The 22,472-nt window shown below is 69.6% G+C and carries 23 protein-coding genes; 19 read left to right on the forward strand and 4 right to left on the reverse strand.

Annotated elements, in window-relative coordinates; translation table 11 throughout:
- Window positions 1-39: 39 nt before the first annotated feature.
- From BLV57_RS00080 to BLV57_RS00100, 5 genes are read left to right on the forward strand one after another with little or no spacing between them, the layout of a single operon-like run.
- Entirely contained in the window at window positions 40-1,041 is a 1,002-nt protein-coding gene (locus BLV57_RS00080; RefSeq protein WP_091284958.1) for a ParA family protein, read from the forward strand.
- Window positions 1,038-1,433, forward strand: a complete 396-nt coding sequence (locus BLV57_RS00085) for a cobyrinic acid a,c-diamide synthase (RefSeq protein WP_091284962.1) — start codon at window positions 1,038-1,040, stop codon at window positions 1,431-1,433. The genes BLV57_RS00080 and BLV57_RS00085 overlap by 4 nt, the downstream gene beginning before the upstream one ends.
- Entirely contained in the window at window positions 1,433-2,326 is an 894-nt protein-coding gene (locus BLV57_RS00090; protein WP_091284965.1) for a segregation and condensation protein A, read from the forward strand. The genes BLV57_RS00085 and BLV57_RS00090 overlap by 1 nt, the downstream gene beginning before the upstream one ends.
- Window positions 2,323-3,090 carry an SMC-Scp complex subunit ScpB gene (scpB, locus tag BLV57_RS00095; protein ID WP_091284966.1) on the forward strand — a complete coding sequence of 256 codons (768 nt, stop codon included), beginning with the start codon at window positions 2,323-2,325 and terminating at the stop codon, window positions 3,088-3,090. Before BLV57_RS00090 ends, scpB begins: the two co-directional genes overlap by 4 nt.
- Window positions 3,080-3,832, forward strand: coding sequence for a pseudouridine synthase (locus BLV57_RS00100; protein ID WP_091284969.1), 753 nt, complete (start codon window positions 3,080-3,082; stop codon window positions 3,830-3,832). The genes scpB and BLV57_RS00100 overlap by 11 nt, the downstream gene beginning before the upstream one ends.
- 162 nt (window positions 3,833-3,994) lie before the next feature.
- Here the strand turns inward: BLV57_RS00100 and BLV57_RS00105 are convergent, their stop codons facing one another.
- The gene (locus tag BLV57_RS00105; protein ID WP_091284971.1) at window positions 3,995-4,648 is read right to left on the reverse strand and encodes an endonuclease V; all 654 of its coding nucleotides are present in this window, start codon (window positions 4,646-4,648) and stop codon (window positions 3,995-3,997) included.
- A gap of 76 nt (window positions 4,649-4,724) precedes the next feature.
- Between BLV57_RS00105 and BLV57_RS00110 the strand changes: the two genes are divergently transcribed.
- Window positions 4,725-6,617, forward strand: a complete 1,893-nt coding sequence (locus BLV57_RS00110; protein WP_091284974.1) for a Xaa-Pro dipeptidyl-peptidase — start codon at window positions 4,725-4,727, stop codon at window positions 6,615-6,617.
- 93 nt (window positions 6,618-6,710) lie between these two features.
- On the opposite strand, the gene BLV57_RS00115 is transcribed toward BLV57_RS00110, so the two are convergent.
- Genes BLV57_RS00115 through BLV57_RS00125 form a run of 3 tightly spaced genes read right to left on the reverse strand, consistent with a single transcriptional unit; the run spans window position 6,711 to window position 8,799 of the window.
- Complete coding sequence (locus BLV57_RS00115) at window positions 6,711-7,907, reverse strand: cation:proton antiporter (RefSeq protein WP_091284976.1); 1,197 nt, start codon at window positions 7,905-7,907, stop codon at window positions 6,711-6,713.
- A gap of 5 nt (window positions 7,908-7,912) precedes the next feature.
- The gene (locus tag BLV57_RS00120; protein WP_176968442.1) at window positions 7,913-8,395 is read right to left on the reverse strand and encodes a cation:proton antiporter regulatory subunit; all 483 of its coding nucleotides are present in this window, start codon (window positions 8,393-8,395) and stop codon (window positions 7,913-7,915) included.
- Between the two features lie 35 nt (window positions 8,396-8,430).
- Window positions 8,431-8,799: a DUF4267 domain-containing protein gene (locus BLV57_RS00125; RefSeq protein ID WP_091284980.1), complete on the reverse strand. Its 369-nt coding sequence runs from the start codon at window positions 8,797-8,799 to the stop codon at window positions 8,431-8,433.
- A gap of 215 nt (window positions 8,800-9,014) precedes the next feature.
- Here BLV57_RS00125 and BLV57_RS00130 point away from each other — a divergent pair, with 215 nt between their 5' ends.
- The 13 genes from BLV57_RS00130 (at window position 9,015) to der (ending at window position 22,443) form a co-directional block, all read left to right on the forward strand.
- Complete coding sequence (locus tag BLV57_RS00130) at window positions 9,015-10,265, forward strand: MFS transporter (protein WP_091284982.1); 1,251 nt, start codon at window positions 9,015-9,017, stop codon at window positions 10,263-10,265.
- Window positions 10,253-10,879 (forward strand): hypothetical protein, encoded by a 627-nt coding sequence (locus tag BLV57_RS00135; protein ID WP_143046932.1) that lies wholly within the window; start codon window positions 10,253-10,255, stop codon window positions 10,877-10,879. Before BLV57_RS00130 ends, BLV57_RS00135 begins: the two co-directional genes overlap by 13 nt.
- Window positions 10,869-12,125 carry a hypothetical protein gene (locus BLV57_RS00140; protein ID WP_091284987.1) on the forward strand — a complete coding sequence of 419 codons (1,257 nt, stop codon included), beginning with the start codon at window positions 10,869-10,871 and terminating at the stop codon, window positions 12,123-12,125. The genes BLV57_RS00135 and BLV57_RS00140 overlap by 11 nt, the downstream gene beginning before the upstream one ends.
- On the forward strand, window positions 12,118-13,806 hold the full coding sequence (locus BLV57_RS00145; protein ID WP_091284990.1) for a non-ribosomal peptide synthetase: 1,689 nt from the start codon (window positions 12,118-12,120) through the stop codon (window positions 13,804-13,806). The genes BLV57_RS00140 and BLV57_RS00145 overlap by 8 nt, the downstream gene beginning before the upstream one ends.
- On the forward strand, window positions 13,797-15,191 hold the full coding sequence (locus tag BLV57_RS00150) for an FAD/NAD(P)-binding protein (RefSeq protein ID WP_176968443.1): 1,395 nt from the start codon (window positions 13,797-13,799) through the stop codon (window positions 15,189-15,191). Before BLV57_RS00145 ends, BLV57_RS00150 begins: the two co-directional genes overlap by 10 nt.
- On the forward strand, window positions 15,188-16,003 hold the full coding sequence (locus BLV57_RS00155) for a GNAT family N-acetyltransferase (protein WP_091284997.1): 816 nt from the start codon (window positions 15,188-15,190) through the stop codon (window positions 16,001-16,003). Before BLV57_RS00150 ends, BLV57_RS00155 begins: the two co-directional genes overlap by 4 nt.
- Entirely contained in the window at window positions 16,000-17,232 is a 1,233-nt protein-coding gene (locus BLV57_RS00160; protein ID WP_091285000.1) for a thioesterase domain-containing protein, read from the forward strand. Before BLV57_RS00155 ends, BLV57_RS00160 begins: the two co-directional genes overlap by 4 nt.
- A complete protein-coding gene (locus BLV57_RS00165) occupies window positions 17,232-18,161 on the forward strand; it encodes a 4-(cytidine 5'-diphospho)-2-C-methyl-D-erythritol kinase (protein ID WP_091285004.1) in 930 nt (309 codons plus the stop codon). Before BLV57_RS00160 ends, BLV57_RS00165 begins: the two co-directional genes overlap by 1 nt.
- A gap of 28 nt (window positions 18,162-18,189) precedes the next feature.
- Window positions 18,190-18,882, forward strand: a complete 693-nt coding sequence (locus tag BLV57_RS00170) for an IspD/TarI family cytidylyltransferase (RefSeq protein ID WP_176968444.1) — start codon at window positions 18,190-18,192, stop codon at window positions 18,880-18,882.
- Window positions 18,883-18,919: 37 nt separating this feature from the next.
- On the forward strand, window positions 18,920-19,504 hold the full coding sequence (locus BLV57_RS00175) for a TetR/AcrR family transcriptional regulator (protein WP_091285011.1): 585 nt from the start codon (window positions 18,920-18,922) through the stop codon (window positions 19,502-19,504).
- A gap of 100 nt (window positions 19,505-19,604) precedes the next feature.
- Window positions 19,605-20,309, forward strand: coding sequence for a (d)CMP kinase (gene cmk, locus BLV57_RS00180; RefSeq protein WP_091285014.1), 705 nt, complete (start codon window positions 19,605-19,607; stop codon window positions 20,307-20,309).
- Window positions 20,306-20,971: a lysophospholipid acyltransferase family protein gene (locus tag BLV57_RS00185; RefSeq protein WP_091285017.1), complete on the forward strand. Its 666-nt coding sequence runs from the start codon at window positions 20,306-20,308 to the stop codon at window positions 20,969-20,971. Before cmk ends, BLV57_RS00185 begins: the two co-directional genes overlap by 4 nt.
- A gap of 8 nt (window positions 20,972-20,979) precedes the next feature.
- Window positions 20,980-22,443, forward strand: coding sequence for a ribosome biogenesis GTPase Der (der, locus tag BLV57_RS00190; protein WP_091285019.1), 1,464 nt, complete (start codon window positions 20,980-20,982; stop codon window positions 22,441-22,443).
- The last annotated feature ends 29 nt before the right edge of the window (window positions 22,444-22,472 follow it).

Consider the following 22,472-nt stretch of genomic DNA (forward strand, 5'->3'; position numbering starts at 1 on the left):
TAGTCTTCGGGAGACCTCGGTAAAAGGAGCTTTCGCGCCATGTCGACACCGAACCAGCCGGGAAGACCGGCCGCGTCCGCCGGCTCGGCGGCAGCTTCGCTGAACCAGGTCACCATCGCCACCGAAGGCCGGCGCGATGCCGATTACGACCCTGAAAACGAGAACCTAGCCATCGCCGCGCAACTCCGAAACAACCGACCACAGGACAAACACGGGAACGGCCCGACCGGCCGTCCCTACCGGGAGCTCCCGGAGCCGCCGCCGCTGGAACGTCATGGTCCGGCCAAGGTGATGGCGATGTGCAACCAGAAGGGCGGCGTCGGCAAGACCACCTCGACGATCAACCTCGGTGCCGCGCTCGCCGAGTGCGGCCGCAAGGTGCTGCTCGTGGACTTCGACCCGCAGGGCGCGCTCTCGGTCGGTCTCGGCATCCAGCCCCATGAGCTGGACCAGACCGTCTACAACGTGATCATGGAGCGGTCCGTCTCCATCACCGACGTCATCCGCAAGACCCGCGTTGACTACGTCGACCTGCTGCCCAGCAACATCGACCTGTCCGCCGCCGAGGTCCAGCTCGTCGCTGAGGTAGGACGCGAACACACATTGTTAAGGGTCCTTCGTCCGGTGATGGAGGACTACGACTATGTTCTTGTCGACTGCCAGCCCTCGCTCGGCTTGCTGACGGTGAACGCGCTGACCGCTGCGGACGGCGTGATCATCCCGCTTGAGTGCGAGTTCTTCAGTCTCCGTGGAGTCGCGCTGCTCATCGACACGATCGAAAAGGTGCAGGAGCGGCTCAACCCCAAACTGGACATCACCGGGATTCTCGCCACCATGTTCGATCCGAGAACCCTGCATTCGAAGGAGGTCATGGCGCGCGTGGTGGAGGCATTCGGGGAGACCGTGTTCGACACGGTCATCAACCGCACCGTGCGGTTCCCAGAAACCACGGTGGCTGGGGAGCCGATCACTACCTGGGCTCCCAAGTCCGCTGGCGCGGCGGCTTATCGCGCGCTGGCCCGCGAGGTGATCGCTCGGTGAGCAGGCGCGCATCCCTGCCCGGAGCGTCGGAACTGTTTCGGATCACGACCAGCACGACCAGCCCCGCACTCGATCTGCCTCCCGTCGAACGGCACGAAAAACCCGAGCCGCCCAAGAGCACCGGGAACGGCCACAGCCAGCAGCTGAACCGGGCCGCCGCCCAGGGCTCCGGCCGCACCAAGCACGACGCGAAGATCACCGTGTACGTGTCGGGTGAAGAGCTGCTCGCGATGGAACAGGCCCGGCTGAACCTGCGCGGCAAGCACAACCTCGTGCTCGACCGCGGACGGCTCGTGCGTGAGGCGGTGGCCGTCCTGCTCGCCGACTTCGATGAGCACGGCGAGGAATCCGTGCTGGTCAAGCGGCTGCGGGCGGGCGGGACAGAGGACTGATGGACGAACCGGCAGCGGAGGAGACGCCGGCGCCGGTCGAACAGATCCTCGTGCACGGGGGCATGGTCCCCGAAGAAGCGGCAGCAGCGTCGTCGGGGAAGTTCAAGGTTCACCTCGCCAACTTCGAGGGCCCGTTCGACCTGCTCCTGCAGCTGATCTCGCAACACCAGCTCGACGTCACCGAGGTCGCGCTGCACACCGTCACCGACGACTTCATCCGCTACACGCGGGCGCTCGGCGCGGACTGGAACCTCGACGAGGTGACCGAGTTCCTGGTCATCGCGGCGACGCTGCTCGACCTCAAGGCCGCCCGGCTGCTGCCGTCGGCCGACGTCGAGGACGAGGACGACCTCGCGCTGCTCGAAGCGCGGGACCTGCTGTTCGCGCGGTTGCTGCAATACCGCGCGTACAAGCAGGTCGCGGCGCTGTTCGGCGAGCTGGAGGCCAGCGCGCTGCGGCGGTATCCCCGCTCGGTCGCGCTCGAAGAGCGGTACGTCGGGCTGCTGCCCGAGGTCATGCTCGGCGTCGACGCGGCGAAGTTCGGCGAGATCGCGCTCGCGGTGTTCCGGCCCAAGCCGCCGCCGACGGTCTCACTGGACCACCTGCACATGGGCAAGGTCTCGGTGCGCGAGACCGCGGCACTGCTGCGGCTCAAGCTCGCCGAGAAGGGCGAGGCCACGTTCGCCGAGCTGTGCGAGGACTGCGAGCACACGATCGAGCGGGTCGCGCGGTTCCTCGCGCTGCTGGAGCTCTACCGCGAGTCTTCGGTGCAGTTCGACCAGCTCGAGGCGCTCGCCGAGTTGCGGGTGCGGTGGACCGGGGGTTCTGTCGAGGAAGCCGCCGCGGCGGGCGCGCAGGCCGCCGACGTGGCGGAGGAAGAGGAGTACGGGTGACCACCCCCGAAGACCACGCTGTGGATGAGACCGAGCCGATCGACCTCGACGCGTTCGACGTCGACGCGCCCGAAGAGCCCGAGGAGCCCGCTGCCGAAGAGCCGGTTGCTGAAGAGCCTCCCGCCGAGGAGCCTTCGGAAGCCGCTGAGCCTTCCGAGGAGGCTTCTGAGGTTTCTGAAGACGAGGGCGACGACGAGGGCATCGAGCCGATCGAGCTGCCCGAGCTCGACGACGAGGGACTCGAGGCCGTGCTGGAGTCGCTGCTGCTCGTGGTCGACTCGCCGATCAACGAGGAAGCGCTGGCCACGACCGTCGAACAGCCGGTCGCGCGGGTCACGGTCGCGCTGCGCACGATGGCCCAGAAGTTCACCGACCGGGCCAGCGGGATCGACCTGCGGAGAGCCGGTGAAGGGTGGCGTTTCTACACCAGGGACACTTATGCCCCGTACGTGGAAAAGCTGCTGCTCGACGGCCAGCGGTCCAAGCTCACCCGCGCCGCGCTGGAGAGCCTGGCGGTGATCGCCTACCGCCAGCCGGTGACCAGGGCGCGGGTGGCCGCGGTCCGTGGCGTCAACGTGGACGGGGTCATCCGGACCCTGCTCGCGCGTGGTCTCATCGAGGAGGCCGGTACCGACCCGGACACGACTGGCACCCTGTACGTGACAACTGAACTGTTCTTGGAGCGCCTCGGCCTGTCCTCACTGACGGACCTGCCCCCGATCGCCCCGTTGCTACCCGAAGTGGACACCATCGATGACATCTGACCCGCATCCAGAGGGCGTACGCCTGCAGAAGGTGCTTTCGCAGGCCGGAGTGGCCTCGCGCCGTGCCGCCGAAGACCTCATCGTGCGCGGGCGCGTCATGGTGGACGGTGACGTGGTCACCGAGCTCGGCCGCCGCGTCGACCCGGTCAACGCGGTGATCCACGTCGACGGCACCCGCGTCAACCTGCGTGAGGACCTCGTCTACCTGGCGCTGAACAAGCCCAAGGGCGTGCACAGCACCATGAAGGACGACCGCGGCCGCCCGTGCGTCGGCGACTATCTGCGCGGGCGCTACGACGACGAGGGCGGCATCGTCCACGTCGGCAGGCTCGACGAGAACACCGAGGGTCTGCTGCTGCTGACCAACGACGGTGACCTCGGGCACCGGCTGATGCACCCGTCGTACCGGGTGCTCAAGACCTACCTGGCCGAGGTCGACGGTCTCGTCCCGCGCGGGCTCGGCAAGGACCTGCGGGCCGGCATCGAGCTGGGCGACGGGCCGATCAAGGTCGACCAGTTCCGGGTGAAGGACATGCACGCGGGCAACACGCTCGTCGAGCTGGTCATCCACGAAGGACGCAAGCACATCGTGCGCAGGCTGATGGCCGAGGTCGGCCACCCCGTGCGCAAGCTGGTGCGCACCGCGATCGCCGACGTGCAGCTGGGCAACCAGCGGCCGGGCTCGATCCGGCGCCTCAACAAGGGCGAGGTCGGCGCGCTGTACCGGGCTGTCGAGCTGTAAAGGCTCGTGCGCGTTGCGGGCGGTTCTAACCGCCCGCAACGCGCACGAGCATTGGGGTCGGCTCAGGCCAGAGCGATCGCCGTGGCCGCCCGCATTAGTTCAAATTTCATCTAATTCTCCTCCGGTTGAATTGTCCTGGGGAGAAAATAGATCGGCCCGCTGTCAGCGTTCTGTCGCTCGGGCGTCGCGGCACAGCCGGTCGGCCCGCCGCGTGGTTTCCGGCTGCCGGTACTTCGGCGCCAGCCGCAGCACCTCGGCGCACGCTCGTTCCAGGCTGATCCGGTGTCCTACTGAGACGAACACCGGCTTCACGCCGCGCTGGGTGCGCAGCGCGGCGCCGACCGTTTCTCCCTTGTCCACCAACGGAGTGGTCGCGCCTCGCGTGTCCGCCGGCGCGTCGTAACCGCCCATCGGTGTCTTCGCGACTCCGATCGTCGGGATGCCGGTGACCACACCGAGATGGCACGCGAGGCCGAACCGCCGCGGATGCGCGAGGCCGTGCCCGTCGGCGATCAGCAGATCCGGCGTCACGGTCAGCTTCGCGATCGCGGCCAGCAGCGGCGGCAGTTCGCGAAACGAGAACAGGCCGGGGATATAAGGGAATCGCACCGGCGTGATCGCGGTCGCGGACTCGATTTCGATCAGTGAGTCTGCATCGAGCACGACCACCGCCGCGGCCACGTGATCGTCTCGATAGTCGACATCGAGGCCCGCGACGGCGCGCGGCGAGAAGCCTTCCGGCTCGTGGCAGTCGACCCGTGGCGCCAGCTCGAGCTGCAGCGCGATCGCTTCGGCTTCGGTCTCCGGCCACTGCATCCATTGAGGGTATCGGTGCCGATTACCCACTTTCCGCCCTACTGGTGGTGGGTGATCTTCCATCAATGTGGGTGACATGCGAGCTTCCGTAGCGGTGGTCTTGGCTTTGCTGTTTTCCGTGGTGACCCCGATCGCGGCGAGCGCCGCGACGCAGGTCAGTGAGCCTGTTTACGACTTCGCCGGCGCCATCCGCGAGACGGTGTGGGTGAACACCGGTCTCGACGGTGACGCCGATGGTCAACCCGATCGGGTGGCGGCCGACATCGTCCGCCCGAAGGAGCCCGCGGCGCAGGGGATCAAGATCCCGGTGATCATGGACGCGAGCCCGTACTACGCGTGCTGTGGCCGCGGCAACGAGAGCGAGCTCAAGACCTACGACAGCGCGGGCAGGCCGGTCGGGTTCCCGCTGTTTTATGACAACTACTTCGTCCCGCGCGGGTACGCGATCGTGCTGGTCGACCTGGCGGGCACCAACCGTTCGCAGGGCTGCGCGGACGTCGGCGGGCCGTCGGACGTGACCTCCGCGAAGGCCGTCGTCGACTGGCTCAACGGCCGCGCGCAGGGCTATACCGCCAAAACCGGCGGCTCGGCCACGACCGCGGGCTGGTCGACCGGGAAGGTCGGCATGATCGGCAAGTCCTACGACGCGACCATCGCCAACGGCGTCGCCGCCACCGGTGTCGACGGGCTGAAGACGATCGTCCCGATCGCCGGGATCAGCTCCTGGTACAACTACTACCGTTCCGACGGCGCCACCTTCGGCTTCAACCCGGTGGGGCTCGCGCAGACCGTGGAACGCGGCAACTCCGGGCAGAACTGCTCGGCCGCCAACCAGAAACTCACCCAGGGCGCGACCAGCAACGGTGACTACGGCCCGTTCTGGTCCGCGCGCGACTACCTCAGCACGCCGGGGAGCGTGCGCGCGAGCGTGCTGCTGTCGCACGGACTCGGCGACCTCAACGTCCAGACCATCCACTTCGGACAGTGGTGGGACCGGCTCGCCGCCAACGGTGTCGAGCGCAAGATCTGGCTGTCCCAGACCGGCCACGTCGACCCGTTCGACTACCGGCGCGCCCAGTGGGTCGACACCTTGCACAAGTGGTTCGACCACTACCTGCTCGGCATCGACAACGGCATCGAGCGCGGCCCGATGGCGAGCATCGAGCGCGCCCCGGACCAGTGGGTCGACCAGTCCTCCTGGCCCGCCGCGAACACCGCCGGCGTGACCTACCGCCCGCACGCGGGCACTTCGGCGGGCCTGGGCTCCCTGACGACGGCGCCGTCGAGCGGCGCCGCGGCGTTCACCGACAGCCCGCGGCTGAGCGAGACCGACTGGGCGGCGCAGCCGTCGAGCGTCTCGGCCAACCGGCTGCTGTACTCGACCGGCAAGCTCGACCGCGACCTGCAGATCTCCGGGACCTCCACGATCACCGTCACGGCGACGCCGAACACCTCGACCGCGCAACTGTCCGCGGTGCTCGTCGACTACGGCCCCGCGACGATCCGCAACTACACCGGCTCCGGCGAGGGCATCAAGACCGGCACCGGCGAAACCTGCTGGGGCGCCAACGCTCCTGGTGACAACGGCTGCTACCGCGTCACCACGACGGACTCGGTGAACGTCGGGTCCGAGATCTTCAGCCGTGGCTGGGCGGATCTCGGTAACTATCGCTCGCTGAGCAAGGAAGAACCGCTCACCCCGGGCAAGCCCTACACGATGACCTTCCGATTGGCGAGCACTGACCACGTCGTCCCCAAGGGGCACCAGCTCGCCCTGATCATCGGCGGCACAGACGCGGGTTTCCTTGGCCAGCCCCGTGCGACCACGAAGTTCAGCGTCGATCTGGCCAAGACTTCGCTGAACCTGCCTGTGGTCGGTGCGGCTCCGACGTTCGGGCTGGACGTCTCGGTCGACCTGCCGCTCGGGCTGGGTCACCTGCGCCTGAACCCCGAGATCCGGCTCGGCTGAGCTAAAAAAATCCCAATGTGGCTTTCGTCAGATTTCAGCTGACGAAAGCCACATTGGCGGCCTGAAAACTGACCAATGCCACATTGGGATTTTTTAGCTGGGTTCGGGGGCGGGGGAGGGGCGGGAGGAAACCTTGCGCTGTAAGGCTTTTGCGATGGGTTCGACTACGCGGGCAGCGGTCGGGCCGAGGATGGCCATGAGGAGGACGTAGGCCGTGGCGAGGGCGGCTAGGTCGCCGGTGACCGCGCCGGTGGCGACGGCCAGGCCCGCGATGACGATCGAGAACTCGCCTCGGGCGACCAACGCCGCGCCGGCTCGGGCGCGGCCCAGTTTGCCGATGCCTTGGCGGCGGGCGGCCCACCAGCCGGTGCCGACCTTGGTGAGCGTGGTCGTCACCGCGAGGACCACGGCCCAGCCGAGTACGGGCGGGATCGAGGCCGGGTTGGTGTTGAGGCCGAAGACCACGAAGAACACGGCCGCGAAGAGGTCGCGGAGTGGTTCGAGCATGTGGGTCGCGTTCTCGGCGGTGGACCCCGAGATCGCGATGCCGAGGAGGAAGGCGCCGACCGCGGCCGAGACCTGCATCGCCGAGGCGAGACCCGCGACCAGCAACGCCGCGCCGAGGACCTTGAGGAGAAAGACCTCTCGGTCGGGGCTGTCGACCAGCGCCGAGACGTAGCGGCCGAACTTCAGCGCGATCACCAGCACGACGGTGATCACCAGCAGCGAGATGCCGACCGCCTCGAGGCCGCCGAGGAAGCTGACGCCGCCGAGCACCGCGGTGAGGATCGGGAGATAGAGGGCCATCACCAGGTCTTCGAAGACCAGGATCGACAGCACCACCGGGGTTTCCCGGTTACCGAGGCGGCCGAGGTCGCCCAGCACCTTGGCGATGATCCCCGAGGACGAGATGTAGGTGACGCCCGCCATCACGAGCGCGCCGATCGGGCCCCAGCCCAGAATCAGCGCGACCGCCGCGCCCGGCGCCGCGTTCAGGACGATGTCGACCAGGCCCGCCATCCAGGACCGGCGCAGCCCGGTGAACAGTTCCGCCGCCGAGTACTCGAGCCCGAGCAGGAGCAGCAGGAGCACGACGCCGATTTCGCTGGCGAGGTGGGTGAAACCGCCGATGTCGGTGAGCGGGATCAACCCGCCCTGGCCGAAGCAAAGGCCGCCGATCAGGTACAGCGGGATGGGGGACATCCCGATCTTCCCGGCCAGGCGCCCGAGCGCGCCCAGCACGAAGAAGACCGCCCCGAGTTCGATCAAGGACAGTGCGGTGTGATCCATTCCGCTCAGCCCGACTTGAGGATCTTGGCGGCGGCTTCGAGTCCTTCGGAGGTGCCGACGACCACGAGCAGGTCGCCGCCGGTGAAGGTGAAGTCCGGGGTGGGGGAGGGGTGCACCTGCCCGGCGCGCATCACCGCGACCACCGAGACGCTGGTGCGGGTGCGCAGCGCGGTGTCGCCGAGCGTGCGGCCGTCGAAGGGCGAGTTCGCCTTGATCGGCAGCTGCTTGGTGTTGATGCCGGGCAGGTCGCGGTGCTCCTCGTTGAGCTGCGCGACCAGCTGCGGCGCGCCGAGAAGGTTCGCGAGCGCGCCCGCCTCTTCGGAGGTGAGGGGAATCGAGGCCATGCAGGCGTCGGGATCGTCCGCTTTGGACACGATGAGGTCGGTCTGGCCGTCGCGTTTGCTGACGACGCCGATCCTCCTTCCGTTGCGCGTCGCGAAGTCCTTACGCACACCGATCCCGGGCAGGGGAGTCACCTCGACGTTCACTTCACCACCGTAACCCATTGTCCGATTCGGGCGGATCAGCCGACGAGCAGCAGGATCCCGGTCACCACGGTCAACGCCGCGGTGGCGCCGTGGATTCCGAACGCGGTGGCCTTCTTCCCGTTGTGCCGCAACACGACCAGCATGTCCCCGACCGGGATGCTCGCGATCGCGGCCAGTAGCCAGCCGAGCGCGTGGTGGTCGCCGTAGATCATGAGCGCCGCGACGATCACGCCCGCGCCGAAGTCGCGCACGCCCTTGACGTGGAAATAGGTCTCGCCGTGGACCGGCAGCTCGCGGAACCCGAAGCCGGGTGCGATGGCTGCGGGCTTCCAGAGGTACATGACGCCGACGTAAGCGATGAAGGCGGCGAGGAGGCCTGCGAGGACGTAACCGGTGATCAGCATGAGGAAACTCCCAATATCTAGCAGTGCTAGGAACACTGCCAACGCTAGACTAGCAGCGCTAGATTGTCTAGCGCTGCTAGAAAGTTTAGCTGTGCTAGGTGTCTGTTCGGTGGACGGCCGGTGACCAGATCTGGCAGGGTGTGATCGGGGACACGGACGTGGCGCTCACTCGCTGGGGAAGTCTTGGGCGATCGCCGCGTGGCAACTGGGGAGATATGACGGCACGGGTGGCCGGGCTCATACGCGGCCAGGAAACGGCTGTACCACGCGCGTTGCTGGTACAGACCTTCACTTATGCCGTCGGCACCGGGATGTTCATGGCAGGCGGCGCCGTCTTCTTCACCAAGTACGTCGGCCTGTCCGCGGTGCAGGTGAGCCTCGGCTTCTCGATGGCGTGGACCGCGAGCCTGCTCGCCAAGATCCCGCTGGGCGTGCTCGCCGATCGGGTCGGCGGGCGGCGCGCCTGGCAGGTCGCGGTCTTGGTGCAGGCCGTCATGTTCCTGACTTATCCGTTCGTCGACGGCTTCGCGGCGTTCGCGGTCGTCGTGACGGTCGAGACGCTGGCCACCAGCCTGGGCGGCAGCGGTCGCGGGAAGTACATCGGCGACCTGTTCGGGGCGGCCGAGCGGGCTCGCACCGGTGCGGTGCTCCGATCGGCGCTGAACACCGGCTTCGCCGCGGGGGCCGGCGCGGCCGGGCTCGCGTTGGCCGTGGACGCGAAATGGGCTTATCTGGCGCTGCCCTTGGTGAACGCGGCGACGTTCCTTCTGGACGCGGTGTTGATCACCTGGGCGCTGCCGCGAATCGCCGCAGCGGGTCACGCGACCCGGCCCGCGCTGCTGCGCTCGCCCGCGTTGCGTGACCGTCGTTTCCTCGCGCTCGCCTTGCTGACCGGGATCTTCTACGCCAACGGGCCGCTGCTGGAGATCGTGCTTCCACTGTGGATCACGCACGGAACGGACGCGCCCCAGACCGTCGTGGCCGGGGTGCTGCTGCTGAACATGGTGCTGACCGCGGTGTTCCAGCTGCCCGCGAGCAAAGGCAGCGAGGATCTGCCCGGCGCGGTGCGGATCCAGCGCCGCGCCGGTGTCGCACTCGCCGCGGCCTGTGCGGTTTTCGCCGTGGCCACCGCGACGAGCGGATGGGTCACGGTGGCCGTGGTGGTCGCCGGGATCGGTGTCCACACGGCGGGCGAACTCTTCGTTTCGGCCGCGACCTGGAGCATCGGCTACCGGCTGGCCCCGGCGGACCAGCGCGCCACTTACCTGGCGGTGTACGGACTGGGCGGGCAGCTGGCGTGGGCGGTCGTCCCCGGTGTGGCCACGTTCCTGGTGACCGCCAATGGAATGCTCGGCTGGGCGGCGCTGGGCGTGGTGTTCCTCGGTGGCGGGATCGCTTCGGCCGGCATGACCTACCGGGCGGCCGCGGCCGCCGAGGCAAGGGAGAAGGCGCCATGTCCCACGTAGTCGTGCTCGACTATCCCGGGCCGGAACACGAGCGGCGGATCAAGAGCCTGGGGCTGGGCCGTCACGTGCTCGACGAGATCCGCCCGAGGGAAGTCGCGCTAGGACGGCATGTCCGGCAACTCGTCGAGCGCACGGGCGGCGGGCGCGTGGTGATCGCGCACTGCGCCGCTGCGGTGATCGGCCGGGAGTTCGCCAGGCTGACCGGTGCGGCGCGGTTCATCGTGGTGAACCCGGAAACGCCCGAGCCGCGGGAAGTGCTCGAACTGGCCAGGACGATCATGGAGGATCCGGCGCTGCCGGAGGTCACGGCCGCCCGGCTGGCCGACTTCGAGCCGGTGCTGGTGGAGCGGTATCAGAGGGACCTCGGCGGCGATCTCGTGCTGGCCGAGGAGCTGGCGTCGGCGCAACTGGACTGGGTCCATCATCTGGCGGCGGCCGCTGATCCGGAAGCGGGCGCGGTCCTGTCGTCCGAGGTGCACCTCACGTCGACCGACCACGAGTGCCCCGCCGGCTGTCCCGCCGAGCACGTGCGCGCCGCCGCCACCGCCGAGGAGATGTTCGGCAGCGAGCAGGTCCGCGCGTTCTTCGCCGAAGAGGTCCCCGATGCTGGATGAACTACGCGGCCTGGCCGCGATGACGGACGCTCAGTCGGAGGGGACCTCACCGTACGAGCGGCCCCTGCTGCCCCGTCCGATCGTCCACAGTGGAGCGGAACTGCGCCGGTTCGGCGAAGACCTTTCCGGGCTGCTGGACATACTGCTGAGTCTTCCCGGCCGGTGCTTCGGCGGCAGCGTCGAGTCGTTCCTGGTCGCTCAGGGCAGGCCGTCCCGTGCGGCGGGCGTGATCTGCCGGGGCAGCACCGGCGAGTTCGAGCGGTATGGACGGGCGGACTCGATCCTGTCCGGCGGCCGGTTCCGGGTGATCGAGTTCAATCTCGGCAGCGACGTCGGCGGGGTGGACGTCGCCAGGGTCAACCGCGCTTTCCTGCGACGGCCGGATGTTCGCGAGTTCGCGCAGCGGCACGCCTTGGCCTACCAGGACCCGGCCGAGTCGCTGGCGGCCCGCCTCCGCCGAGTCCGCGGAAAGCCCGATCCCGTTGTGGGCATCGTCGAGGAGAACGGCGCCAACGGCTCGTGCGGGCAGATCGCCCGCGCGCTCGAGCGTCATGGCCTGCGCGTCGAGCTGGCCGAGCTGGCCGACGTCCACACCGTCGACGGCAAGATCGCGTTGCGTGACTCCACGGCGGTGGACGTGGTGGTGCGGTACTTCTTTGTCGGCCACGTCCTGCGGGACCGCGCCGGGCAGCGCGCGATGGACCAGCTCGTTCGCGCGCACAAAGCCGGAAAGACCGTCCTGTTCACGGGTTTCGACTCGGATGTCTACGGCAGCAAGGCCGCGCTGGCGTTACTGCACCTCGACGCGGTGCAGGCGGTCCTGTCGCCTGCCGAACGCGATCTCGTGACCCGGCTGGTGCCGTGGACGGCGCTCGTCGGCTCCGGTTTCGGGATCGTCGGGCCAGCCGAGCGGCGCGAGCTGATCGATCAGTGCCTGGCCAGGCGGACGGAACTCGTCCTCAAGCCCGCCTTCGGCAACAACAGCGTCGGCGTCCGGCTCGGGGCACGGATGACCGGGCGGGAATGGGCGGATCTGGTGCGAGCACCCGTTTCCGCGGACTGCGTGGTCCAGGAGCACGTCGGCTCCGACGGCGGGCAGCTGGCGGGCCACGTCGCCAACTGGGGTGTGTTCGTCGGCGACGAGGGATACGCGGGAGTGTGCCTGCGTGCGCTGGCCGCCGCGGATCGCGGCGTCGTCGGCGGCTCGGACGGCACGATGATCGGGGGCGTGTTCACCGATGGATGACATTCACGGGGAGATCGGCCGCGCCGCGCTGCGGTCGCCGGACGCGATCGCCGTGACGGACGCGTTCGGCGAGTACACCTATCGCGAGCTGGACCAGCGCGCGAACCGGCTGGCCTGGCACCTGCGCGCGCTCGGCGCGACCGGGCCGGTCGCGGTGTTCCTGCGCCGGTCACGGGAACTTCCCGTGGCACTGCTGGCCGTCCTGCGAGCCTCGGCGGCCTACGTCCCGATCGATCCGATCCTGCCCGCCGAGCGGATCGCGCTCATTCTGGCGGACTCGGGCGCGTCGATCGTGCTCACCGACAGCTCGTTGCTCGGCCGTCTCCCGGAGTCCGGCGGCCGCCGGATCGTCTACCTGGACAGGGATCGCGAGCGGATCGCCGGGTGTTCGGCGGACCCGTTGCCGGGGCAGGCGTCCCCCGACGACCTGGCGTACCTGATGTACACGTCCGGATCGACCGGCAGGCCGAAGGGCGTAGCCGTACCGCATCGCGGTGTCGCCGAACTGTTCCGCGACATGGGCAAGCTGCTGGGCCTCGGCCCGGATACGGTATGGGCGGCCGGGTCTTCCAGCGCGTTCGACATCTCCGTCGTCGAGCTGTTCCTCCCGCTGTGGCACGGCGGGCGCGTCGAGGTGCTGGCCGAGGACGTCGTGTCCGACGGTGACCAGCTCGGCTATGAGCTGGACCAGCTGGAGGTGACGCACTTCCAGGCCACGCCGAGCGGCTGGCGGCTCTTGGTCGCGAGTGGGTGGACCGCCGCTTCGGGGCTCACCGGCATCGCGGGCGGCGAGGTGCTGCCCGACGATCTCGCCGATGACATCGTCAAAGCCGGTGTCCGTCCACTGTGGAACGCGTACGGGCCGACCGAGGCGAGCATCTGGGCGACCATGCAGCAGGTGACCGACCGGCGGCCGGTCCCGCTGGGACAGGCTGTCGGTGGTGCGCGGATACGGCTGCTCGGGATCGACGACGACGGGGTCGGTGAGATCCACATCGGCGGCACCGCGCTGGCACGCGGGTACCACGGTCAGCCCGAGCTGACCGCGGAGCGGTTCGGGCCCGATCCGTCCGGCACCGGCCGGTTGTACCGCACGGGTGACCGGGCGCGGCGGCACGCCGACGGCAGCCTGGAGTTCGTCGGCCGGGTCGACGATCAGGTCAAGATCCGGGGCTATCGGGTGGAGCTCGGTGAGATCGAGTCGGCGCTGCGGAGTCATCCCGCCGTCCACGACGCCGCGGTCGTGCTGGACGAGGAGATGCTCGCCGCGTACGTCGTTCCGGCCGGCGACGCGGTCGGCGCCGATGAACTCCGTGATTTCCTGCGTGATCGGCTGCCGCCGTACATGGTCGTCGACCGGTACTCGTTCCTCGGCGCGATGCCGCTCAACACCAGCGGCAAGCTGGATCGCCGGGCGCTGCCGTCGCAGGCCGCGAACACACCGGGGGAGTTGACGGGCTCGCCTGCCGAACGGCGCGTCCTGCGCATCGCCCAGGAGGTGCTGCACGCGGGTGGCATAGGGCTGACGGACGATCTGCGCGACCACGGCATGCATTCGGTGCTCGCCATGCGGCTGGCGTCCCGCGTCAACCGCGAGTGCGGCACGGAACTGACGATTCGCCAGGTGTACCAGCGGCCGACGGTCGCCGGGCTCGCGGAGGTGGCGAGCCTGTGCGAGTAGCGGTCATCGGTGGCGGCGCCGGCTTGGTCAGCCTGCTGGACAGCTTGCTGCCACGTGCCGGAGAACTCGCGGCAGGACTCGAGATCGACGTGTTCGAGCCGGGAGATCTCGCGCGGGGCGGCGCTTTCGGCCCGGATCTGGACAGCGCGTTGATCAACCTGCCGAACAGCGCGATGTCGATCAGGGATCACGAGCGTGGTCACTTCGCCGACTGGCTGAGGCGGCGGGGCGACTCCGGCGACCACGACGTGTCGTTCGCGCCCCGCCGGGTCTTCGGTGACTATCTCGCCGACCAGCTGGCCCGATGCCGCGCCGAGGCCGAGGCGTGGGGCTGGCGGATCACCGTGCACCGCGAGGTCGTGGTCGGGGTGTCGGATGTGCCCGGCGGGCTGCTGGTACGCGGCGACGAAGCCCGCCGCTACGACCAGGTCGTGCTGTGCGTCGGGCCGGGTAGCGCCGCCGATCCGTACGGACTCGCCGGCGCGCCCGGCTTCCATCGGCCCTATCCCTTGTCTTCGGTCTTGCCGCGGGTCGCGACGCGCGACCGGGTGCTGATCGTCGGCACCGGCCTGACCGCCGTGGACACCGTGCTCGGGCTGCTCGAGCTCGGGCACGAAGGGCCGATCACGATGGCGTCCCGGCGCGGAGTACTGCCCGGGGTCCTGTCGCCGGCGCCGCACCGGCGGCTGCGCTTTCTCACTCCGGAACGCGTGGCCGCCGGGGTGACCGCCGACGACATCTGGGAGTTGCTGCACGCCGAATTGGCCGCCGCCGGTGTCGACGGCGAAACGGAAACCGCGTGGCTGCGCCCAGGAGCGTCCGCGGCGGGATATCTGCGTCACCAGCTCGCGCGGGGCAACGCCGTCCAGTCGATCTTCATGAGCGTGCCGACGCCGCTCGCCCGCGAGATCCGCCGGACCATGCCCGGCACGCCCCGGCTGGTCGCCCGCTACCGGCCGCAGCTCAAGAGCCTGCAATGCCCGATGCCCGCCGTCACCGCGAGGAAACTGCTCGCCGCGATGGACACCGGCCAGTTGTCCGTCCACTCGGGACTGGACGCGGTCCGGCACGAGGCCGGTGTCTTCCGGACCGGGGCCGGGCTGACCGCGGACGTCGTGGTGGACGCGACCAGGGCCAGCCCGCGCCGGACCACCGGTCTGTCACGGGAACTGCTGGCCGGCTTGCCCGCCACCTGGGACGCCTACGACGCGTTGCGCGTGGATCCTGTGACCTGCCGGATCCTGCTGCCCTCGGGGGCGGCGCACCCGAGGCTGTCCGCGATGGGCGAGCTGACCGCGGGTGACATCTACTACGCGGCCAGCCTGCCCGCCGTCAACCGGGCCGCGGACGCGGTGGCGGACGATCTGGCCGGGGTGAAGGCATGAAGGTCGCGTTCTCGGAAGTCGCCCCCGACTACACCCACTACGTTTTCCCTTACCACGTATGGGGATTCCTCGAAGAGGGCGAGGACGTCGGGTCGGCGTACGCGCAAGGATTCCTGCCGGCGGCGTACGACCTCTCGCGGTTCTATCTGACTCGCAGTGTTCGCGTCGACCTGCACCGGTTCGAGGAGACCGGACGCACCCGGTACGTCCGGCGCAGGTGTGCTTCGATCGACCACGCGCTGGTGCCACGGGGAGAGTTCGACCTGTCACCCGAGTGGCGTGAGCTGGCCGAAAAGTATTACGCCACGCAGGAAATCTCGGTGGAGTACCGGCGATCCCGGTTCTTCGAGATGCTCGATTCCCCGTGGTGCACCCACGTCATGGCCTACACCGACGGCGACCGTCCGGCCGGGCTGGTCCCGCTGTTCGTCCGCGACGGGGTCGTGCAGTACGGGATCCCGGTGTACGACCCCTCGCTGCGGTCGATCAGCATCGGCTATCACATGATGGCCGCGGCGCTCGGGCAGCTGCGCTCGGCCGGGTTCGATCATGTCTACCTCGGTTCGTGCTACACGGCGGGCGACCTCTACAAGACACGGTTCGCCGGGTTCCAGTTCTTCAACGGCTACCAGTGGTCGGAGAGCCGGGAGGAACTGCATTTCTTCGTCGACCGGCGGCCCGAGGTCACCGGGCAGCACTTCCTGGGATCGGCGCCTTACCTGGACGCGTACTGCGACGGGGATCCCGGGCGGCTCGCCGGGCGCGCGGACGTGGCACGGCTCGTTCCATACACAGAGCGGAAAGATCGATGACCAAGGACGTCTTGCTCAGCGCGTGGGCCGATGAGCTGGGTGCGGAGCCCGCGCCGGACGACAACTTCTTCGAAGCGGGCGGCAACTCGCTGATGGCCGCGAAACTGGTGGCCAAGGCCCGCCGGGCGGGCCTCACGCTCTCGCTCGCGGACTTCCTGGCCGCGCCTTCGGTCAACGGCCTGCTCGCCCGGCTCGGTGAGCCTTTGCTGCGGCCGAAAACGCTGACCAGCGTGCAGGCGGCGGTGCTTGAGGCCGTGCGCGAGTCGCTGGCGGAACCCGGCCTGACGATGCGCACCGACCTGCGCACGTGCGGGCGCTGGGAGGAACTCGCGGAACGCCTGCGCGGCATGCTCCGTGACCGGTTCGCGTTCGACGTGCCCGGCGAAGTGGTCGCGCGGGCGACGACCGTGTCCGCGCTGTGCGTGCTGCTGCGGGGTAGCGCGAACTCGGACGCGGGACGGTGCCTGGTGCGGTTGCGCGAGGGGACCGACGGGGCCGCGTTCTACTTCGTGCATCCGCTGGCGGGCAGCGTCGCGCGCTTTTCGTCGATCTCGCAACGACTTCCGGCGCGGCACCGGGTTTACGGGCTGCAGGCGATTGGGTTGACGCCCGGAGCGGAACCGGACACGAGCATCGAACAGATGGCCAGGCGGTACGTGGCCGAAGTGGTCGAGAACGGTGACCTCGAACGCACGGTGTTCGCGGGGTATTCGTTCGGCGCGACCGTGGCGCTCGAAGTCGTCCGGATCCTGCGTGCGGAGTATCCCGGGCGGCACCGGGTCGCGTTCATCGACGGGGAACCGTGCGGCGGGTTCACGGATCCGCGGTGGGCGGCCTTCTACACGCTGTCGCGCAACGCGCTCGGCATCGGCGAACCGGGCAAGGACCTGCTCGACCTGCCCTTGGCCGAGGCCTTGGACGTGCTGCGGGAACGGGCGGTCGAGGCGGGGATCCTCCCGGTCGGCTTCCCGTCCGACCGGATCGAGCGGATCTTCGCGACCGCCTGTGCGACCCAGACCGCGCACAACGGTTTCCAGCCGCGGTTCTTCGACGGCGACGTGCACCTGTTCGCGTCCACTGAGGACGGTCAGGCCGGTATCGACGCCTGGCGGAAGTCCCTCGCGGACGTGCGGGTGACCTGGATCGAGGCCAACCACGTCTCGATCATGGAGGACTGCTCGGCCGACGCGATCGCCGCCGGGCTGAGCGCACTGGCGCAGGGGGACTGATGCTTTTCCAGCAGCCGCTGACTCGCGCGCACAGCGTCACCGTGCGCGCGCCGGGGAAAGTCAACCTCCAGTTGTCGATCGGCCCGCTCCGTGACGACGGCTACCACCACCTGGCGACGGTCTTCCAAGCCGTTTCCCTGTTCGACGACCTCACGGTCACGCGTTCGGACCGGCTGCGGGTGCGCACGTCCGGCGAGAACGCCGCCGAAGTGCCGGATGGCCAGGACAATCTGGCCGGGCGGGCGGCGGCGCTGCTCGCGGCCCGGATCGGTGTCGAACCGCTGGTGGACATCAGCATCCGCAAGCGGATCCCGGTCGGGGGCGGGATGGCGGGCGGCAGTGCGGACGCCGCGGGCGCGCTGGTCGCGTGCGCGGCACTCTGGCAGGCCGACCTCGGCGACGCGGAGTTGCTCGCACTCGCCGCGCGACTCGGCAGCGATGTCTCCTTCTCACTGCTGGGTGGCATGGCGATCGGGGAGCGACGCGGTGAGGCGTTGACACCCCTGCCGGTCCGCTCGACCCAGCACTGGGTCTTCGCGCTCGCCGACACGCTCTTGTCCACGCCCCGCGTCTTCGCCGAACTCGACCGGATGCGCGACGACACGGTGCCGGAGCCGGTTCGCTCCGAGGCACTCCTGCGCGCGCTCGACGGCGGTGACCCGGTCGCGATCGGCCGGGCGCTGACCAACGAGGCGCAACCCGCCGCGCTGGCGCTCGCCCCGGGAATGGGCGCGACGCTGGCCGCGGGACAGACGGCGGGAGCACTCGGCTCGATCGTCTCCGGAACCGGCGCGACCTGCGCGTTCCTGGCTCGCGACGAGGCACATGCCCGGCAGCTGGCCGCCGCGCTCGAAGCCTCCGGCACGTGCCGGGCCGCGCGCCACGCGTACGGCCCGGTGCCGGGACCGGCGGTCATCGCCGTCGAGTGAGTGGTTCATCGAGAAAACTGGGGTGATCATGACCAACGCGGTGGGCGTGGTGATTTTGGCGGCAGGACAAGGGCTGCGCCTGGGGCACGGCCCCAAGGCCCTCGTGCCGCTCGCCGGACGGCCGATGCTCGCGTGGGCACTCGAGGCGGTGGCCGCGAACTCGTCGGTCACCGATGTCGTCGTGGTGGCGCCCGCGGCCGCGCTGGACGCGGTCCGTGCCGTCGCGGACCGGCACGGAGCGGCCGTGGTGGAAGGCGGGGCGACCCGGCCGGAAAGCGCCGCGCTCGGCCTGGCGGCGTTGCCAGGCCGGGTCAGTCATGTCGCGGTCGGCGAGGCCGCGCGGCCGCTGCTGCCAGCGGGTGAGATCGACCGGCTGCTGGACCGGTTGCTCGCCGCGGGCCCGGCGGTGACCGGGATCCTGCCCGGCAGCAGGGTCTTCGACACCACGCACGAGATAGCGGCGGACGGCAGCATCGTGGGCACGGCTGACCGCGAAGTCCTTCGTGGAGCGCAGACACCGCAGCTGTTCTGCCGCGCCTGCCTGCGGCGCGCGTACCGCAGGGCGGGCGCCGCGCTGGACGGGTTCACCGACGACGCGGCGGTGGTGCGGCACGACGGCGGGATCGTCGCCGTGATCGACGGCGACCCGGACAACTTCAAGATCACGACCGAGCGTGACCTGCGGCTCGCCGAGCTGCTCGTCGAGGCCAAGACGCGCTAGCGTTGCTATATTTCCTAGCGGCACTAGAATCGCGGTCATGGCCATCCCGACACGCAAGGAACGCGACCGAGCCGACCGCGGGCGTGCGATCGTCGCGGCCGCCAGGGAACTGGCGGAGGCGGAAGGCTGGGACGCCGTCACCACGCGGCGCCTCTCGGCGAAGATCGAGTACAGCCAGCCCGTGCTCTACAGCCACTTCGCGGGCAAGGACGCGATCATGGCCGCCGCCGCGATCGAAGGCTGTGCCGAACTCGCCGAGACCCTGCGCGAAGCCCGCGAGAAAGGCGGCGACGCGCACCAGGCGATGGCCGCTCTCGCCCGCGCGTACGTCGACTTCGCCGACGAGAAGCCCGCGCTCTACGAGGCGATCTTCACCCTGCCCACCGAGCTGAAATTCGGCGGGCCGGATACTCCGCAGCCGCTCAAGGACGCGTTCGCCGAGTTACTCGCCATCGTCGGGCCCGTGGCGGGTGGCCGGGACGTCGAGACGCTGACCGAGACGTTCTGGGCCGCGCTGCACGGCATCGTCACGCTCGACCGCAACGGGCGGCATCGGCCGCGGCAGCGTGAGGCACGTCTCGCACTGCTGGTCGACCAGTTCGCCCAGGGCACGGCCGACTGAACGCACTGGTAACGCACCAGGCAGAATGGTCACGCACCAGGCTGGTGGTGCGTTACCAATCGAGCCAGGGAGAACATCGGTGGCGGGAGCCCTTCGTGGTGTGGTCGCGCTGGACGGCCCGTCCGGGACCGGGAAGACCACGGTCGCGCGCAAGCTCGCGGCGAAGCTGAGCGCCGGGTACCTCGACACCGGCGCGATGTACCGGGTCGTCACGCTCGCCGTGCTGCGCGCGGGGGTCGACCCCGCCGACGCCGAGCGGGTCGCCGAGGTGGCGCGCTCGATCGAGCTCAACATCGGCACCAGCCCCGAGCGGCCCAGTGTCGCGCTCGGCGATGAAGACGTCGCCGCCGAGATCCGCGGCCCGGAGGTCACGCTGGCCGTTTCGCCGGTCTCGGCCGTGCCCGCCGTGCGTGAGCTGCTGGTGGCCGAGCAGCGGCGGATCATCGCCGAAGTCGTGGACGCGCAAGGCGGAATCGTCGTCGAGGGGCGCGACATCGGGACGGTCGTCACGCCGGACTCGCCGCTCAAGGTCTTCCTCACCGCGTCCTCGGACGTGCGCGCCAAGCGGCGCAGCGCGCAGGACTCGGCGGCCGGTCGCGAGTCCACTGTGGACGATGCCAAGGCGAGCGTCGAGCGGCGCGACAAGCTGGACTCGACCCGCACGGCCTCGCCGCTGCGCAAGGCCGAGGACGCCGTGCCCGTCGACACCTCCGAGCTGAACATCGACCAGGTGATCGTGGCGCTGGCCGAGCTGGCCAGCCAGCGCGGCCTGCTCAGCGAATGCCCGGTCGAGGTCACCCGGTGACCGCGAAGGGACTTCCCGAGGGCTCCGTCGCGTGGATGCACGAGATGGGCAGGCTCATCGGCCGGTACTGCCTGCGGCCCGCGTTCCGGGTCAAGGTGCACGGCCGTGACCGGATCCCGACGACCGGCCCGCTGGTGGTCATCGGCAACCACAGCTCGATGGCCGAGCCGGGACTGCTGTTCGGAATGCTGCCGCGCCGCAGCGCGTTCCTGGTGAAGGACGAGCTCTTCCGCGGCTTCGTCGGCTGGTACTTCCCGAAGCTCGGGCAGATCCCGGTCAAGCGGGACGCGGTGGACCGCAAGCCCCTGCTCACGGCGGCGGGCGTGCTCAAAGACGGCGGGTGCGTCGGGATCTTTCCCGAGGGCACCCGAGGTGCCGGCGACGCCGAGAGCTTCGAGCGTGGCGCGGCATGGCTCGTGCGGGCGGGTGGTGCCACCGTGGTGCCGGTCGCGACGCGCGGGACGCTCAAACCGGCCGACGGCAAACGCCGCTGGCGGCCGCGAGTCGACATCATGGTCGGCGAACCGTTCACCCCGGAAATAGGGCGGGGCAAGACCGGGCTGGAAGAGGGCACCGAGCAGCTGCGCGTGGCACTCGCCGACCTGGTCGCGGTTTTGGACAAATGGCGCTTGGAACACGGTATCCAAGACACGCGAAAGTAGTAGTTCACATGGAAGAGTTCGATGGAGCCGGTGAAGTAGACGGCTCCTGGTCAGACGAGTCCGAATTCGCGTCGCTCGACGCGGCGATCGAAGCGGGCGAGGCGGCCGAAGAGGCCCAGCTCTCGCAGCCGGTGCTCGCCGTCGTCGGCAGGCCGAACGTGGGCAAGTCGACACTGGTCAACCGCATTCTCGGCCGCCGCGAGGCGGTCGTGCAGGACGTTCCCGGCGTGACCCGTGACCGGATCGCGTACGACGCGTTCTGGGGCGGCCGCCGCTTCACGCTGGTCGACACCGGCGGCTGGGAGCCCGGCGCCTCCGGCCTCCAGGCCTCCATCACCGCGCAGGCGGAGATGGCGATGTCCACCGCCGACGCCGTGCTGCTGGTCGTCGACGCCTCGGTCGGCGCGACCACCACCGACGAGGCCGTCGCGCGCGTGCTGCGCCGCTCGAAGACCCCGGTACTGCTGGCCGCCAACAAGGTCGACGACGAGCGCCTGCTCGCCGACACCGCCTCGCTGTGGTCACTCGGCCTCGGCGAGCCGTACCCGGTCAGCGCGCTGCACGGCCGCAACTCCGGCGACCTGCTCGACGCGATCATCAAGGCGCTGCCCGATGCGCCCCGTGACGGCGACCGCGCCGTCGCCGGCCCGCGCCGTGTCGCGCTGGTCGGCAAGCCGAACGTCGGCAAGTCGAGCCTGCTCAACAAGCTCACCGGCGAGCAGCGCTCGGTCGTCGACTCGGTCGCGGGCACCACGGTCGACCCGGTCGACTCGCTGGTCGAGCTGGACGGCCAGACCTGGCGGTTCGTCGACACGGCGGGCCTGCGCAAGCGGGTCAACTCGGCCAACGGCGCCGAGTACTACGCCTCGCTGCGCACCAAGACCGCGATCGACGCGGCCGAGGTGGCGATCGTGCTGCTGGACTCCAGCGAGCCGCTGTCCGAGCAGGACCTGCGCGTGCTGACCATGGTCGTCGAGGCCGGGCGCGCGTGCGTGCTGGCGTTCAACAAGTGGGACCTGGTCGACGAGGACCGCCGCCACCAGATGGTGCGTGAGCTCGAGCGCGGCCTGGTCCGCGTGCCGTGGGCCGACAAGGTCAACATCTCGGCGCTGACCGGGCGTTCGGTGCGCAAGCTCGCCCCGGCGCTGCGCACCGCGCTCGCCTCGTGGGACCAGCGCGTGCCCACCGGCCTGCTCAACGCCTGGCTGTCCGACCTCATCGCGGCCACTCCGCCGCCGGTGCGCGGCGGCAAGCAGCCGAAGGTGCTGTTCGCGACCCAGGCTGGTATCCGGCCGCCGACGCTGGTGCTGTTCACCACCGGCTTCCTCGAGGCCGGGTACCGCCGGTTCATCGAGCGCAAGTTCCGTGAGCGGTTCGGTTTCGAGGGCTCGCCGGTGCGGATCAACGTCCGCGTCCGTGAGAAGAAACCGCGCACCGGTTCCAAGCCGACGAAGGTCGCCAAGAAGAAGTAGCGGTCCGTGATGGCCACATTCTGGGAATC

Source organism: Amycolatopsis xylanica, from assembly GCF_900107045.1.
Lineage (GTDB): Bacteria > Actinomycetota > Actinomycetes > Mycobacteriales > Pseudonocardiaceae > Amycolatopsis > Amycolatopsis xylanica.

Bases quoted from the DNA above. Each gene is read 5' to 3' on its own strand.
- BLV57_RS00155 (WP_091284997.1), top strand. From the start codon at position 15,188: ATGAAGGTCGCGTTCTCGGAAGTCGCCCCCGACTACACCCACTACGTT.
- BLV57_RS00145 (WP_091284990.1), top strand. From the start codon at position 12,118: ATGGATGACATTCACGGGGAGATCGGCCGCGCCGCGCTGCGGTCGCCG.
- BLV57_RS00175 (WP_091285011.1), top strand. From the start codon at position 18,920: ATGGCCATCCCGACACGCAAGGAACGCGACCGAGCCGACCGCGGGCGT.
- BLV57_RS00110 (WP_091284974.1), top strand. From the start codon at position 4,725: ATGCGAGCTTCCGTAGCGGTGGTCTTGGCTTTGCTGTTTTCCGTGGTG.
- BLV57_RS00115 (WP_091284976.1), bottom strand. From the start codon at position 7,907: ATGGATCACACCGCACTGTCCTTGATCGAACTCGGGGCGGTCTTCTTC.
- BLV57_RS00105 (WP_091284971.1), bottom strand. From the start codon at position 4,648: ATGCAGTGGCCGGAGACCGAAGCCGAAGCGATCGCGCTGCAGCTCGAG.
- BLV57_RS00170 (WP_176968444.1), top strand. From the start codon at position 18,190: ATGACCAACGCGGTGGGCGTGGTGATTTTGGCGGCAGGACAAGGGCTG.
- der (WP_091285019.1), top strand. From the start codon at position 20,980: ATGGAAGAGTTCGATGGAGCCGGTGAAGTAGACGGCTCCTGGTCAGAC.
- BLV57_RS00090 (WP_091284965.1), top strand. From the start codon at position 1,433: ATGGACGAACCGGCAGCGGAGGAGACGCCGGCGCCGGTCGAACAGATC.
- BLV57_RS00080 (WP_091284958.1), top strand. From the start codon at position 40: ATGTCGACACCGAACCAGCCGGGAAGACCGGCCGCGTCCGCCGGCTCG.
- BLV57_RS00135 (WP_143046932.1), top strand. From the start codon at position 10,253: ATGTCCCACGTAGTCGTGCTCGACTATCCCGGGCCGGAACACGAGCGG.
- BLV57_RS00100 (WP_091284969.1), top strand. From the start codon at position 3,080: ATGACATCTGACCCGCATCCAGAGGGCGTACGCCTGCAGAAGGTGCTT.
- BLV57_RS00140 (WP_091284987.1), top strand. From the start codon at position 10,869: ATGCTGGATGAACTACGCGGCCTGGCCGCGATGACGGACGCTCAGTCG.
- BLV57_RS00160 (WP_091285000.1), top strand. From the start codon at position 16,000: ATGACCAAGGACGTCTTGCTCAGCGCGTGGGCCGATGAGCTGGGTGCG.
- BLV57_RS00130 (WP_091284982.1), top strand. From the start codon at position 9,015: ATGACGGCACGGGTGGCCGGGCTCATACGCGGCCAGGAAACGGCTGTA.
- BLV57_RS00125 (WP_091284980.1), bottom strand. From the start codon at position 8,799: ATGCTGATCACCGGTTACGTCCTCGCAGGCCTCCTCGCCGCCTTCATC.
- BLV57_RS00165 (WP_091285004.1), top strand. From the start codon at position 17,232: ATGCTTTTCCAGCAGCCGCTGACTCGCGCGCACAGCGTCACCGTGCGC.